The 13276-nt window shown below is 34.7% G+C and carries 16 protein-coding genes (1 of these 16 only partly in view); 6 read left to right on the top strand and 10 right to left on the bottom strand.

Going from position 1 to position 13276, the window contains the following annotated elements; genetic code table 11:
- The first annotated feature begins 181 nt into the window (after positions 1-181).
- Both AC4BC5_RS07320 and AC4BC5_RS07315 read left to right on the top strand, forming a co-directional pair.
- Complete coding sequence (locus tag AC4BC5_RS07320) at positions 182-1000, top strand: SMODS domain-containing nucleotidyltransferase (protein ID WP_490497445.1); 819 nt, start codon at positions 182-184, stop codon at positions 998-1000.
- A gap of 17 nt (positions 1001-1017) precedes the next feature.
- Positions 1018-1578, top strand: coding sequence for an SLATT domain-containing protein (locus AC4BC5_RS07315; RefSeq protein WP_490497444.1), 561 nt, complete (start codon positions 1018-1020; stop codon positions 1576-1578).
- A 316-nt stretch (positions 1579-1894) separates the two neighbouring features.
- Here AC4BC5_RS07315 and AC4BC5_RS07310 read toward each other — a convergent pair whose 3' ends face one another.
- Positions 1895-2698, bottom strand: a complete 804-nt coding sequence (locus AC4BC5_RS07310) for a helix-turn-helix domain-containing protein (RefSeq protein ID WP_490497443.1) — start codon at positions 2696-2698, stop codon at positions 1895-1897.
- A 143-nt stretch (positions 2699-2841) separates the two neighbouring features.
- Here AC4BC5_RS07310 and AC4BC5_RS07305 point away from each other — a divergent pair, with 143 nt between their 5' ends.
- The 3 genes from AC4BC5_RS07305 (at position 2842) to AC4BC5_RS07295 (ending at position 5748) form a co-directional block, all read left to right on the top strand.
- Complete coding sequence (locus tag AC4BC5_RS07305) at positions 2842-4113, top strand: replication initiation factor domain-containing protein (RefSeq protein WP_490497442.1); 1272 nt, start codon at positions 2842-2844, stop codon at positions 4111-4113.
- Positions 4114-4166: 53 nt separating this feature from the next.
- Entirely contained in the window at positions 4167-4442 is a 276-nt protein-coding gene (locus AC4BC5_RS07300; protein ID WP_490497441.1) for a helix-turn-helix domain-containing protein, read from the top strand.
- Between the two features lie 70 nt (positions 4443-4512).
- Complete coding sequence (locus AC4BC5_RS07295; protein WP_490497440.1) at positions 4513-5748, top strand: tyrosine-type recombinase/integrase; 1236 nt, start codon at positions 4513-4515, stop codon at positions 5746-5748.
- Positions 5749-5905: 157 nt separating this feature from the next.
- Here the strand turns inward: AC4BC5_RS07295 and rpsI are convergent, their stop codons facing one another.
- The 3 genes from rpsI to AC4BC5_RS07280 form a co-directional block, all read right to left on the bottom strand.
- Positions 5906-6298 (bottom strand): 30S ribosomal protein S9, encoded by a 393-nt coding sequence (gene rpsI / locus AC4BC5_RS07290; RefSeq protein WP_016173833.1) that lies wholly within the window; start codon positions 6296-6298, stop codon positions 5906-5908.
- A 15-nt stretch (positions 6299-6313) separates the two neighbouring features.
- Positions 6314-6760, bottom strand: a complete 447-nt coding sequence (gene rplM, locus AC4BC5_RS07285) for a 50S ribosomal protein L13 (protein ID WP_338070869.1) — start codon at positions 6758-6760, stop codon at positions 6314-6316.
- A gap of 178 nt (positions 6761-6938) precedes the next feature.
- Positions 6939-7424, bottom strand: a complete 486-nt coding sequence (locus tag AC4BC5_RS07280) for a Dps family protein (RefSeq protein WP_490497439.1) — start codon at positions 7422-7424, stop codon at positions 6939-6941.
- 152 nt (positions 7425-7576) lie between these two features.
- Between AC4BC5_RS07280 and AC4BC5_RS07275 the strand changes: the two genes are divergently transcribed.
- The gene (locus tag AC4BC5_RS07275) at positions 7577-8260 is read left to right on the top strand and encodes a prepilin peptidase (protein WP_490497438.1); all 684 of its coding nucleotides are present in this window, start codon (positions 7577-7579) and stop codon (positions 8258-8260) included.
- 36 nt (positions 8261-8296) lie between these two features.
- Here AC4BC5_RS07275 and AC4BC5_RS07270 read toward each other — a convergent pair whose 3' ends face one another.
- The 6 genes from AC4BC5_RS07270 to rsgA all read right to left on the bottom strand — a co-directional run.
- Positions 8297-9688, bottom strand: coding sequence for a C40 family peptidase (locus AC4BC5_RS07270; RefSeq protein ID WP_490497437.1), 1392 nt, complete (start codon positions 9686-9688; stop codon positions 8297-8299).
- A gap of 200 nt (positions 9689-9888) precedes the next feature.
- A complete protein-coding gene (gene mreD / locus AC4BC5_RS07265) occupies positions 9889-10398 on the bottom strand; it encodes a rod shape-determining protein MreD (protein ID WP_490497436.1) in 510 nt (169 codons plus the stop codon).
- A 2-nt stretch (positions 10399-10400) separates the two neighbouring features.
- Complete coding sequence (gene mreC, locus AC4BC5_RS07260) at positions 10401-11258, bottom strand: rod shape-determining protein MreC (protein WP_490497435.1); 858 nt, start codon at positions 11256-11258, stop codon at positions 10401-10403.
- Positions 11259-11388: 130 nt separating this feature from the next.
- The gene (locus AC4BC5_RS07255; protein ID WP_490497434.1) at positions 11389-12024 is read right to left on the bottom strand and encodes a thiamine diphosphokinase; all 636 of its coding nucleotides are present in this window, start codon (positions 12022-12024) and stop codon (positions 11389-11391) included.
- Positions 12024-12674 (bottom strand): ribulose-phosphate 3-epimerase, encoded by a 651-nt coding sequence (rpe, locus tag AC4BC5_RS07250; protein WP_490497433.1) that lies wholly within the window; start codon positions 12672-12674, stop codon positions 12024-12026. The genes AC4BC5_RS07255 and rpe overlap by 1 nt, the downstream gene beginning before the upstream one ends.
- 10 nt (positions 12675-12684) lie before the next feature.
- A protein-coding gene (rsgA, locus tag AC4BC5_RS07245) for a ribosome small subunit-dependent GTPase A (RefSeq protein ID WP_490497432.1) crosses the window boundary here: on the bottom strand, positions 12685-13276 show its 3' portion. Its footprint extends 290 nt past the window's final position; the window shows 592 of its 882 coding nt (coding positions 291-882); its start codon lies beyond the right edge, outside the window — the gene reads right to left on this strand; it ends in the stop codon at positions 12685-12687.

The raw sequence follows: 13276 nt of genomic DNA, 5'->3' as shown, positions 1-13276 counted from the left end.
TATCACAACCATATTTTGAAAATATTAAATACTTAAAAATTATTTTATCTTTGATATTAATCCTTACAATGAAAATTAAAAAAGTATGATACTAAATATAGCAAACAAGAGTTCCCTAATTATGTTATAATGAGTAATTAAAGGAACGAAAAATTTGACAATGTAAAGGGGCATCATTAATATGGGTATTTTAGTAACTAATTCATACTTTATTCCATTAGAAATTAGAAAAAAGATTTCTGGAAGATACCATGTGATAACTAAAGCTATTAATAGAGAATTCTGGAATTCCGTTAGCGATTCCGCTCATAGTTTCTATGTTGGTTCTTATGGACGAGGGACTGCTATTAGTACTAGTGATATAGATATTTTAGTTGAAATTCCTTTAACTGAGTACGATAAATTCAATTCATCAACGGGAAATGGACCATCACGTTTGTTACAGTCCATCAGAAATACAATTAAAACTGTTTATCCTAGAAGTGATATTAGGGCCGATGGTCAAGTAGTCAAAATTAATTTCCATGATGGAATTAAATTTGAAATTTTACCAGCATTTTTAAAAACTGATTATTTGGGGAATCCCGAAGGATACATCTATCCAGATTCAAATATGGGTGGGAACTGGAAAGCCACAAATCCTAAAATTGAACAAAACGCAATGAAGACAAAAAATGGTACAGACTACAGCAACGGACTTTTGTTTGCAACATGCAAACATTTCCGTCATATCAGAGATACTTATTTTAGCAGTTACCATCTTTCTGGAATTGTAATAGATAGTTTTGTTTACACCGCCATGGGAAACTGGAAATATCTAGACGAAGGAGATAGCTCAGCTTCCAATAAAGGCGACTATGAAAATGTTTTGTTAAATTACTACAATAACAATCGAACTTGGGGATCCATAAACCTATCGTCTCCTGGTGGTAATCAACTTGTAGATGCTTCCAGTAGTATTGAATGCTTAGAAAAAGTCATTAAAAAAATAGCGCTATAATTATTTGGAGGGTTAACATGGATACCATACAACAAAAACATAGTTTGGAAGTCCAACTTCGAGAGGCCTATGGGCGCGTAACATACACCTATACAGCTCATCTAAAACTCATGAACAGACTTGATAAAAAAAATAAATGTTTAAAGTCGGTGCAAATTACTCTCTCTGCAATTACTACCGGTGGTTTTTTAGGTACTCTTATTTTTGATGAGAGGATATTAACTTTTATTGCTGGACTGGTATCCGCAATTTCTCTCGGCTTAAACCTTTATTTTAAAGACTTTAAACTAGCTGAGGAGTCTAAACAACATCAAATCGCTTCTGATAAGCTTTGGCTTATTAGAGAAAAGTACATCACTTTATTGACAGATTTAGAAACTTTATCTTTGGATGAGATTGCTTTAGAAAGAGACCAATTAAGAGATGAAACCCATGTGATTTACACGGAATCACCAAAAACAGATAGTAAGAGTTATTCTGAAGCTCAAAATGCTTTGAAAAATGAAGAAGAGCAATTTTTTGAAGAAGAAGAATTAGACAGAATGTTGCCTAAACACTTAAGAAAAAGTAATAAGTAAGCTAAATAAAATTTTTCCAAAATATGCTAAATTACTAATTCAACTGGAGAAAACAGCATTAATGATAATTTTTCAAACACTTTATTCTATTATTAGGCAATCACCACGGAGGGTAGTTCGCCCCAAGGCGAACTACCCTTCGTGGTGATTTTGCCTTTTGCATAGCAGCTATTCCGCTATGCATGCTTTTTAGCCCCGAGTTCTAACAGGGGGCTAACTAAACCTATTTAAAATACCTAATCCCTATTTTAAGGCTGATATAACAACATTTCTATCAATTCACACTGGAACACTCACTTTCCATCGGAACACAAATTTATTCCACCAACGATTGATTAAAAATTCTTAATTTTGCAACCTCTTCAACAAATGGCAAGTATAATTTACCTTCTATTTTTTCAAAATTCTGTTCTTCAAATTGATAAACTTGACTACCTTCAGAAAAAGTTAAAGGATACAGACTTAATTCCTGTTTTTCTTCATTTAAAGAATACAATACGACAGACTTTCCACGCATCTCCTCTTCTAAGTTCTTGCTGAAATATTTTATTGACTCAAAATTCGTCAAAAAAATCATAAGTCGACTGATAGACTGTTCAGCAAATGTAAATGGCATGATATGAATCATCTCATTTATCATGTCGTAGTGCAGATAGAATTTTGCTATTTTTCCAAAGTTGCTGGAGGCAAGGTACAGATTTTTCTCATCATCAATTTGATGATAATATAAATAATCTTTCTCAGTTGGTGGTGTAAGGTTTTCAGCAAAAAATGTCACTATCCGATTTAATTCTTGATTATCCTCTAACTCCGTTTTCTTCACAAAATCAGTCAATACTTTCGTCATCTTTGGATCAACTTCACTTGCTTTTTTTCTCAAAAGATTCGCAATATACTCATCCTCTTGATTACCATAAAGAATATATTCATTGGTAACATTTCCCACTTCAGCAATTCGATTAAGGGTCTCTAGCTTCGGTAAATTAATGCCTCGTTCCCAGTTATTGACAGTACTTCGTGGCAATTCACCTAATAGCTTGCCAAATTTATCCATGCTAAGGTTTAACATTTGACGAACTTCTTTAATACGTTGCCCTGCTTCTTGCTTATTTACTTCCATCCTGAACCTCCTTTTTCACTTTATTTGTTTCTATTATAACATGTACTTAAAAAAAGTCCAATGTTATTGACTTATTTTAAGTACAAATGTATAATTGAAGTGTACTTAAATTAAGTTCTTTGACAATAGAATAGGAGGAATAGATGACAGACTTCAATGCACTTGAATTAGGGCAAGCTATTCGAGAAACTCGTTTACAAAAGGGTTGGACGCAACAACAGCTTGCTCAAAAAGCCAAAATCACTCGTTCGGCTCTAGCAAAATATGAATTAGGGATACGAAAGTTGACTTCTGAACAAGTGAATCAATTACTTGATTGTTTGCTTCAAGAGTCTAAAAATGAACATCAAGTGGAAGGAATTATCGACTACCTGACGATTCATTTCTTCTCTACAAATTACAAAGAGTTGGTAAAAGAAGTTTTAGGTATTTCAATGAAACATATGATTTTCAGTGAAATTACTACTTTAGGATATACAGGAAGATTTAATTTACTAAATGCGATAGATATTCGTATTTCAAACGATACGGTAAAAGGAACTCTATTCGAATTAAAAGGTAAGGGCTGTCGATTTCTCTCTGGTTGGTTAAAAGCTAGAAAAGAAACATGGCCAGATTTTATTCAAAAAGTATTTACCTTTGGAGGAAATTTTACTCGAATTGACTTTTCAATGAATGATTATGAGGGTTTACTCGACTTACCTAAAATGGCAAAGCAAGTAGAAAACAATCATTTCACTTCTACTTTTAGACGTGGAGATATTTACAATGGGAAAAACTTAATGGATGGTTCATCAGATGGTACCACTCTTTATTTTGGTTCACCAAAAAGTCAATTAAGATTTTGCTTCTATCAAAAAAATTATGAGCAGCGTAGAAAGAATGGAACTCCATTAGAAGATTCTCCAATTATCAATCGTTATGAGTTACGCTTTCGACATGAAAAAGCACAAGAATTAGCCAATTACTTACTTTCAAATAAAGAATTTGAAACAATTATTTTTGAATTAATGAATCACTCATTGTGTTTTTATGATCGAACACCAGATAATCCTAAGGCGAAAATTGATAAGGATTGGGCTAATTTTATCGGAAATCATGGAACGCTACAGATTAGCTTAACAAGTAATCCGATGTCTTTAGAAAAGAGTATCCGATGGTTAATACAAAGTGTTTCCCCTGCGATGAAACTCGTTGAATTAATTGGAAAAATTTATGATGTGGATTTATTAGGTATGATTGTAGAGACTGGAAAATTAAGTGAAGATAAACAAAAATTGTTAGACACAATCAAAGAACAACCGAAGTGGTTTCAAGAAGAAATCGATATTTATACAAAAGAATTAACCGACAAACAAAAAAAGCAAAGTACTGCTCACACCATTAAAAGTGTAAGTATACTCCGCCCTCGATAAGTTGAGTATACCACATTTTGCAGTACTTCCCAACAAATAAAGGAGGAAGTTTAATGACTGAAGTTCAAATTAAGCTAAGTGAGGAACAAATGACTCACCTTGGAAAAAATATCTATACGATTATGTTAACTAATATCAAACAAGTACGTAAAGACACCGCGATCGATAAACGTTACTTAACAAAGAAAGAAACTTGCCAATACCTTCATATTTCTAACAATACACTAGACAAATGGATTGAACAAGGCTTGCCCAAAATCACGATTGAAGGCGTCATTCGTTTTGATCGACAAGTTGTCGATGAATGGCTAAATTGCTTTAGTTGCTAGGTGCACGCTATAATTAGGACGTAGTCAGTCCTACGTTCTGGTTTGCTTTGAAAAGAAAGTAGGAAATACAATGGCAATAAAAAAACTTAAAAGCAAAAGTTACAAAGTAGAAATTTTTTATCCAAAAGAAGTGCGACAGATTCTTGGAGTAAGCGCAGAACGATTTCGTAAAACGTTCAAAACGAAAAGAGAAGCAGAAAAGGCAGTTAAAGAAATTGAACAAAAAATTCAACGTGTCATCAATGAAAAAAGCGTTCGTTCCTTTGAATTAAATGGTCACATCAAATTCAAAGATTTTTACAAAACTGTTTGGTTAGATATGTATATCGCTGGTTCTACTGGAAGGTCTCGACAAGTTCCGAGCGAAGCCACAGTTAGCAATACCAAAGATGTATTTCGCTTGCATATTCTTCCAATGTTTGGCGACTATTCACTCAAATTTTTAAATGACAATAAGGATTTTGTACTCCAATCTTTAATGAAAAAGTCGCAAACTTATGCCAATATCAAAATTATTAAGAGTTATGTGAATCAACTATTTGATATTGCTGAACTATTAGAATATATCGAATACAATCGGATTGCTAAAGTGATTCGTTATGTAGGAGATCCGAAAAAACAACAATTAAAGGCGAAACGGCAATTAAATGGTGAATCTCTTTCGGCAGAAGAATTGATTGCTTGGTTAGACGCAACCAATGAGGATTACAACAATGGTAGTTTGATTATGCAAGATTATGTTCTGTTCATGCTTACGTTGAATCTAGGTGACCGCAAGAGCGAATCCTATGCTTTACAGTGGAAACATATTGATTCTGAAAAAGGATATGTCAGCCTCATTCAAAGCCGGGATAAACTGGGTAATTTAAAATCAACAAAAGGTCGTAAATCAACAAAATTTAAAATTTCTGCACAAATGCTAGCTCTATTAAAGGAATGGAAGAATAAGCAAAAAGAAGAACTTTTGCAGATTGGTGTTAAGCAATCCAAAGAACAATTTCTTTTTACTTATGCGAATCGTAGTGGAGAACTTAATGTTCCCGTTCATGTGGATTATCTGAATTATCGTCTAAAATCAATTCGTAGAAGGCATTCGGAATTGGTACCAGCAAATCCACATAAATTGCGACACACCTTTAGTACTCTTGCTCGTGAAGGTGGTGCTACTATGGAACAGATTTCTCAAGTACTCACCCACTCGGATATTAAAACGACAGAAATTTATGTCAACACACCTAATGTAGTTGACCTATCGACCTATGAAAAATTTGAAAAACGTTTAGAGGAGGTACGAAAAATAAAATAACAACAAAACAATTGTCAAAGAACAAATTTAAGTTGATTTTCCATTTCAAAAAAATCAGTAAGTAGAAAAAACCGTACCTATTTTCGTACCTATTCATCAAAAAAAGACACTTTCCAAAGATTGGAAAGTGCCTTGAAACGCTGATATATAAGCGATATTAACGTTTTGAGAATTGAGAAGCTTTACGAGCTTTCTTAAGACCTGGTTTTTTACGTTCAACCATACGTGCATCACGAGTAAGTAAGCCTGCGCGTTTAAGAGCTAAACGGAAATCAGGATCTACTTCTAGTAAAGCGCGAGCGATACCATGACGGATTGCGCCAGATTGTCCAGCATATCCACCACCGTTAACGTTTACGAATACATCGTAAGCGCCTTTTGTTTCAGTAACGCCGAAAGGTTGGTTGATAACTTCACGCAAGTCAGCGTGTGGAATGTATTCAGTAACATCTTTTTTATTTACAGTAATTTTACCAGTTCCTGGTACTAAACGTACGCGAGCAACTGCATTTTTACGACGGCCTGTGCCTGTATATTGTGCTTGTGCCAATGAAATTCCCTCCTATTAGATTAAGTTAGTAATGTCTAAAACTTCTGGTTGTTGAGCTGCATGTGGATGAGTTCCTTCAGCATATACATGTAATTTCATGCCTTGAGCGCGGCCCAAAGTGTTTTTAGGTAACATGCCTTTTACAGAAGTTTCGATCAAACGACGAGAATTTTTAGCACGTAATTCACCAGCAGTGATTGATTTCAATCCACCTGGGTGATTTGAGTGACGGTAGTATACTTTATCAGTCGCTTTTTTACCTGTTAATTTTACTTTATCTGCATTAATTACGATTACAAAATCACCTGTATCCACGTGTGGTGTGAATGTTGGTTTGTTTTTACCGCGTAGTACAGATGCTACTACAGTTGATAGACGTCCTAAAGGAACATCAGTTGCATCTACTACATACCATTTACGTTCTACTTCGCCAGCTTTGGCCATATATGTTGTACGCAAGATTTTTTTCCTCCAATTTCGATTTCGAATGTTTGACATACACTTGAGTTTCCGGGGCTCTTGTGGGGCAAACAATACCATTTAATATATTACCTAGAATAATGCATAAAGTCAACGTTTTTCTCTTATAAAACGAAAAAAAGAAGCAAGCTTTTAAAAAGCGTGCTTCTTACTCTCATTCTTAGTTTACTTTTTCGTGTGCTGGATCAATATTTGGTGCAAAACCTAATTTTGCTTGAATCATCCAGATTTTTTTCTCTACATCTGTATTGAAACCAGTGAAGATATCTTGTGTGCTATCGTCGCCTTCTTCTCCAGCAACTTCAATACCTTCTTTGTAAAGGTCTGATAAGTAACGATAACCTTCCACTAATCTTTCCATACGTTCAGGAATAGTGCGATCGTATGTGCCGATTTCGTCTTTGATTCCAGTGTTATCCGCAAATTCTTGCAATGTTGAGTATGGTGCACCATCTAAAGTAATTAAACGTTCTGAAATCACGTCTAATTGCTCATTGATTTCATCCATAAATTCATCCATTAAAGGGTGTAAAGTTAAAAATTCAGGCCCACGCATATACCAGTGAGTTTGGTGAATTACAACTGAAAATTGGCTTAAGTCAGCAACCAATTGATTTAAAATTTCTTTTGTTTTTTCGTATCTCATATCTGATTCCTCCCTAAAATTTTCTACATATTTAGCATATTACGGATTGCTTAAAATGTACAACAAAAGCCTCTATTTGAGAAAATTTCTCAAATGTTCTTTAACGTTTTCTTCATGTGTTTTACGTACTTAATAATAAAGGAGTGAAGTTAATGTTTTGTTTTTTTATTGGTAGTTGTTTTGGATCTTTTTTATGTGTGGTAGCGCAACGTGTTCCCATCAAAAAAAATTTTGTTACCACACGTTCACAATGTGATCATTGCAAAAATACCTTACGATTTTGGGAATTAATTCCTATCTTTTCCTACTTCTTCTTAGGATTTCGTTGTCAACGATGCAAGATGCGTATTCCAGTAATTACGTGGTTCGTTGAAATCATTTACGGGGGTCTGTTTTATTTTTGTTGGATACAACCTACGATTGCTATGCAGTTAATCGCTTTTTTCTGGCTAACTACAGCCACTTTACTTTCGTTAACCGATTATTTTTATTTTTTAGTTGAGCCAAAAATTTTCTATCCACTTCATTTGTTATTATGGGGTACCATGTTTTATTTCCATCAACCATTTTATTTGTCAACTATTTCATTATTGATGATTTTAGGAATTTTCTTTTGGTTTAGTTTGCGAGATTCTATGGGCATGGGCGATTGGTTATTATTGGGGGTCTGGGTGCCTTGGTTAACAATTGAGCAATTCTCCTTACTACTATTTGTAGCAAGTGTTTCTGCTTTAGGTGTTTTTTTCGTTAGTTATTTCTTGCGAAGGACACATTTTCAACGTCTGCCTTTTGTTCCTTTTTTAAGTTTGGGGTTATTTGTTGCCTATTTTTTATAAAAGAAAAAAGCTGACGAAAATTCGTCAGCTTTGAAATTACATACGTACTGCAAAACTTGGTGCAAAGTAAGCTACTGAAGCTACTGTTACTGATTGTCCTGGTGCTGGTGCATGGATATATTGTCCGCCACCTAATGCAATTGCCACGTGATAAGTGCTACCTTGTGAACCCCAGAATAACAAGTCACCTGCTTGTGCTTCACTTACAGAAATTACTGATCCAGCACTTTCTTGAGGAACAGTCCAGCCACCAATTTCACGACCTGTTGCTTTACGATAAACATAGCTTGTGAAACCTGAACAGTCAAATCCACTTGGATCTTTTCCACCCCATACATAAGGTACTCCAATGTATTTGTAAGCTTCTGCTACAACTGAACCAGTTGGTTGAGAAGATTCTACTTTAGGCGTTTCAACGACTGGTTTTTGAACAGCCGGTGTTTCTACTGGTGTTGTGTTCGGTGTTGATTGTCCAGTATTTGAGCTAGTTTGAGTAGTTGATTCTGCAACTGGTGCATTATTTGATTCTACAGTTGTTTCTTCTACAGATTGTTCTTGCGTTGTAGAACTTTCAACTGGCGCTTCAGTGGTTGATTCTACCGAAGCTGCTTGTTCTGTTTGCGCTTGAGAAGCTGGAGTAGCTGATTCTTGAGCTTTAGCTACTGATTCTCTTTCAGCCTGTTTAGCTGCTTCTGCGGCTGCTTGACGTGCAAGTTCTGCTAAACGTTCTTGCTCTGCAATACGAGCTTTTTCCGCTTCCGCTTCTTCTTTACGTTTTTGAATGTCTTTTTTCTCATCTTCTTTTGAAGATTGTTGTAAAGCTAAATCAGCTTTCAAAACATCTAAGTCAGCTTGGCTTCGTTGAATTTCACCTTTTTGTGCTTCTAAAGCAGTTTGATTTTCAGCGATTTCTTGTTGTTTTGTTTCGTTTTCAGATTTTTTAGCTTCAACAGCTTTTTTATCTTCTTTTTGTTGATTAACCAATTCGTTGTTTGCGTTTACGATAGTACTCATCGCTTGGACACGACCAATTGCATCAGTTAATGAATCAGCATTTAAAACAGCTTCTACAAGATTAGTATCTGCACCATTTACTTGAACATCACGTGCTTGTTTGCGGATTGCTTCTTCACGTTTTTCAATACGTGCTTCTAAATCAGCAATTTCTTCTTGTAATTTTTGAGATTGTGTTGCTAATTCTTGTTGTTTTGCAATTAATTCTTCAGCTTTGTTATTAATATCAGAAATTTGACCTTCTAATGAGCTAATTTGACCTTGGATACTTGCTTGTTGCTCTTGTAAATTGCTAATTTCTTTGTTCTTTTGTTCAATTTGTTGATCAAAGTCATCAGCTAATACGATACTAGGTGCAACAGCTGTAAATGTTAATGAACATGCTAGTAAAGCGGTAAGTACACGTTTCTTCACGTTTCATTCCTCCGACTGGTTTCATTTAATAAATAGTTAATTAAGTTTAAATTTTCTTAAACTTCTAATTTCAACGACAAACAGATTGTAACATACGCATATGACAGGAAAATAAAAGAAATATTACAAATATATTTCTTTTTGACCAAATAAATGGTTTCTATTTTTGAAACTCTTCTATTTTTTCCATAAAAAAGAAACTATTTTGAATAAAATAGTTTCGATAGTGGATAATATAATGCTACAAAAATTAAACTATTTACTAATAACGTTGGTCCTAAGAAATGCGTCGTGAAATAAACAAAATCTACTGCAGTTAATTTAAACAACAGCTGGATTCCTAATGTAACCAACTCAAGACAAGTTACCAAGATAATCCAACCAAAGCCTTCTGTTAAGAGATTTCTATAAAGTGTCTCTTCCAACAGATACATTAACCAAACGACTAAAGGAAAAGCTACTGCATAAATCCCTAAGACACCAAGATAATAAAGATCAAAGATACTCCCTATAACTAATGCAGAAATAATCATATATCTTTGTGATAGACAAGTAGCTGCAAAAAACATTATAAGTAAAAGTAAATGAGTACTCCAAATGTAATTTCCATGACTCCAAGAAAGAAAAGTTCGTGTTAAATGGGCATCAACTAACATCATCAGAAAGAACATTGGTGCTGCATAATATTTGAAAGATTCTTCTTTTAGCATACTTATTCGTCCCCTACTGTTCGCTCAATAACTGTAACTACTGAAAGATCATGTGAGTGTGCATAAGGTTTTACGTAAACTTTTTGATCTAAACCGAACTTATCAACTTCTGATTCAATGACCGTTCCAACTAACAAATCAGCAGGTGAATTGCCTCCCAACCCAGATGTTTGAACAATATCATCTTTAGAGATGGCTGTTTTACCTGTCAACTGCTCTACAACTAATGTATCACTAGCAACATCGTATCCTTTTAACAAACCAAATACTTCTCCTTTTTCCGTACTAATACGCACAGGATAATGATTACTAGTTTGGTTTTCTGAAGTTAGTAATTCCACTTTAGAAGACATTGCATTGACTTCTAACACACGCCCAATTAATCCATGTTGGGCCATCACAGCCATATTTACCTCAATACCGTCTTTTGCGCCTTTATCAATCACCAGTATATCTTGCCAAGAGTCTGGTGAGCGTGTAATTACATTGGCAGTAACTTTTTGGTAACTAGTTAACGTTTCATTTAATTCCAATTCCTCTTTCAAAGCAGCAACTTCTCGTTCATAAGATTTATTTTGACGTTCGAGTGCATCATAAGCATCGACTTTTTCTTTTAAGCGTTCATTTTCCTCGTATGTAACTAACAAATTTTGTACAGAGCGTACGCCATTATCAAACCAACGAGCTGGTGCAAATACAACTTTGTCAACAAATCCTACAGAATCATTGATAACGACTTGTACCATTGATGTTTTCTCATCTTTTGCTCGCTGTGCAACAGTTAAACTTAATGCACCGACTGCAATAATAACTAAAATCAAGGTAATAATAATATTTTTATTTGGATTAAATTTTTTCACCGAAGCACCTCTAAAATTTCAAACTGATAGCTTAAATTGTACCACTAAATGCCTTTAAACAAAAGAAAGACTCCCACTCTTAATGCTTTTTTTGAAAACTTTTCGAAAAAAACATTTGTGGGAATCTTTTTTACTTATCTTTGCTTTGAACGACTGCTACAATTCCCTCTTTAAAAGAAATTTCTGCTTGTTTGGTAAGAAATTCGTTACTGGCATAAGAAGTAGGATATGCTACTTCTTGATTGGTTAACGTATATTTACTTCCGGTTAATGTCAGGTTTGAAACAGGCGTTAAACAACAATAGGCTAAATAATGCATTCCAGCTTCCTGTTGAATCGTGTGCATACCTGGCAATAAGAATTGAATACTATTCTGTTGGTCCTTTAAAAAAAGTTGTTGGCAGTGTGACATGAAACGTGGTTCCAACACCATCCATAAATTTGCAAGAAAATGATCAATTCTTCCTCCCGTTAAACCAATCAGAGTCACTGTAGCTTCTGGATAACGATTCAAGACTAACTCTAAGCCTAATTGGGTATCCGTATCATCTTTTTCTGCGGGTGATTTTTTAATTTCTTCTGCCCTACTAAAAACTAATTGGGTTTCATCTTCATTTAAAGAATCAAAATCTCCCACAGCAATTGTTAACGGTAAGTTTTGCTCAATTAAAAAGAGACCCCCACGATCTATTCCAACATAAACATCATACCTATCTAATTGTGGCCAAGTTGAAATCGGGGCTCCTCCAACTATCAAGACATTCATTATTGTATCGCTTCTTTCAATAACTGAATTTGTTTTTCAGGATGTTCGGCATCATAAATATAACTACCTGCCACGAAAACATCGACTCCTGCCTCTTTACAACGTTTTGCTGTTTCAGGTACGATACCTCCGTCCACTTGAATATCAAAATGATACCCATGCTCGCTTCTAAGAGTAGCCAATTCACGAATTTTATCTAAGGCTTCCTCAATGAAAGATTGACCACCAAAACCTGGATTAACTGTCATAATCAAGACTTGATCAACCATTGATAATACATGTTTCACACTATCAATGGGGGTACCTGGATTTAGGACTACTTCGGCTTTGACATTTTCTGCCTTAATCATTTGAATTGCTCGATGAATATGAGGAGTTGCTTCTACGTGAACACCAATAATATCCGAACCAGCAACTGCAAAATCATGGATATAACGTTCTGGTTCTACAATCATCAAATGGACATCTAACGGCAACTTTGTAATTGGGCGAATTGCTTTTACGACATTGGGACCAAATGTAATATTCGGAACAAATTGGCCATCCATTACATCGACATGAATATAATCTGCTCCGTGTTTTTCAACAAACTCAATATCTCGTTGTAAATTTGCAAAATCTGCGCTTAAAATTGATGGTGCGATTTTCATAAAATTCCTCCTATTTTTTCTTACGATATACGGGTCTTCGTTTTTCGATTTCTTCTAAAAATTGGACATAATTTTCATAACGTGTTTTAGTGATTTTACCATTTTCAACACGTTCTTTCACAGCACATTGTGGTTCATTAATATGCATACATTCACGAAAACGACAATCATGTGATGCTTCCACAAATTCAGGAAACTGCTTTGGTAATTCTCGTGTTTCGATTTCTAGGAAATCAATCGAGCTAAATCCAGGAGTATCTGCAACCAAGCCATTCGCAATAGGTATCAATTCTACATGACGTGTCGTATGCTTACCTCGTCCAAGTGACTCTGAAATTTCAGCCGTTTCTAAGTCTAATCCCGGAACAATACGATTTAATAAAGTTGATTTTCCTGCTCCAGATTGTCCCATGAAAACAGTCAATTGTTTGGGGAACAATCTTTCTAATTCGTTGATTGCTGCAGTATTTTCAGTTGAAGCAATCACAGTATAGCCAATTTCTTGATAGCAAGTAACGACTTCTTGTATCTTTTCTTTATCTTCGATTAAATCCGTTTTACTTAAATAAATAATCGGCTCAATATTTGTATACTCCAAGGTA

Source organism: Enterococcus sp. AMC2644 (genome assembly GCF_058216475.1).
The sequence above is the reverse complement of the archived record's forward strand: the minus strand, read 5'-3'. Positions and strand labels throughout refer to the sequence as shown.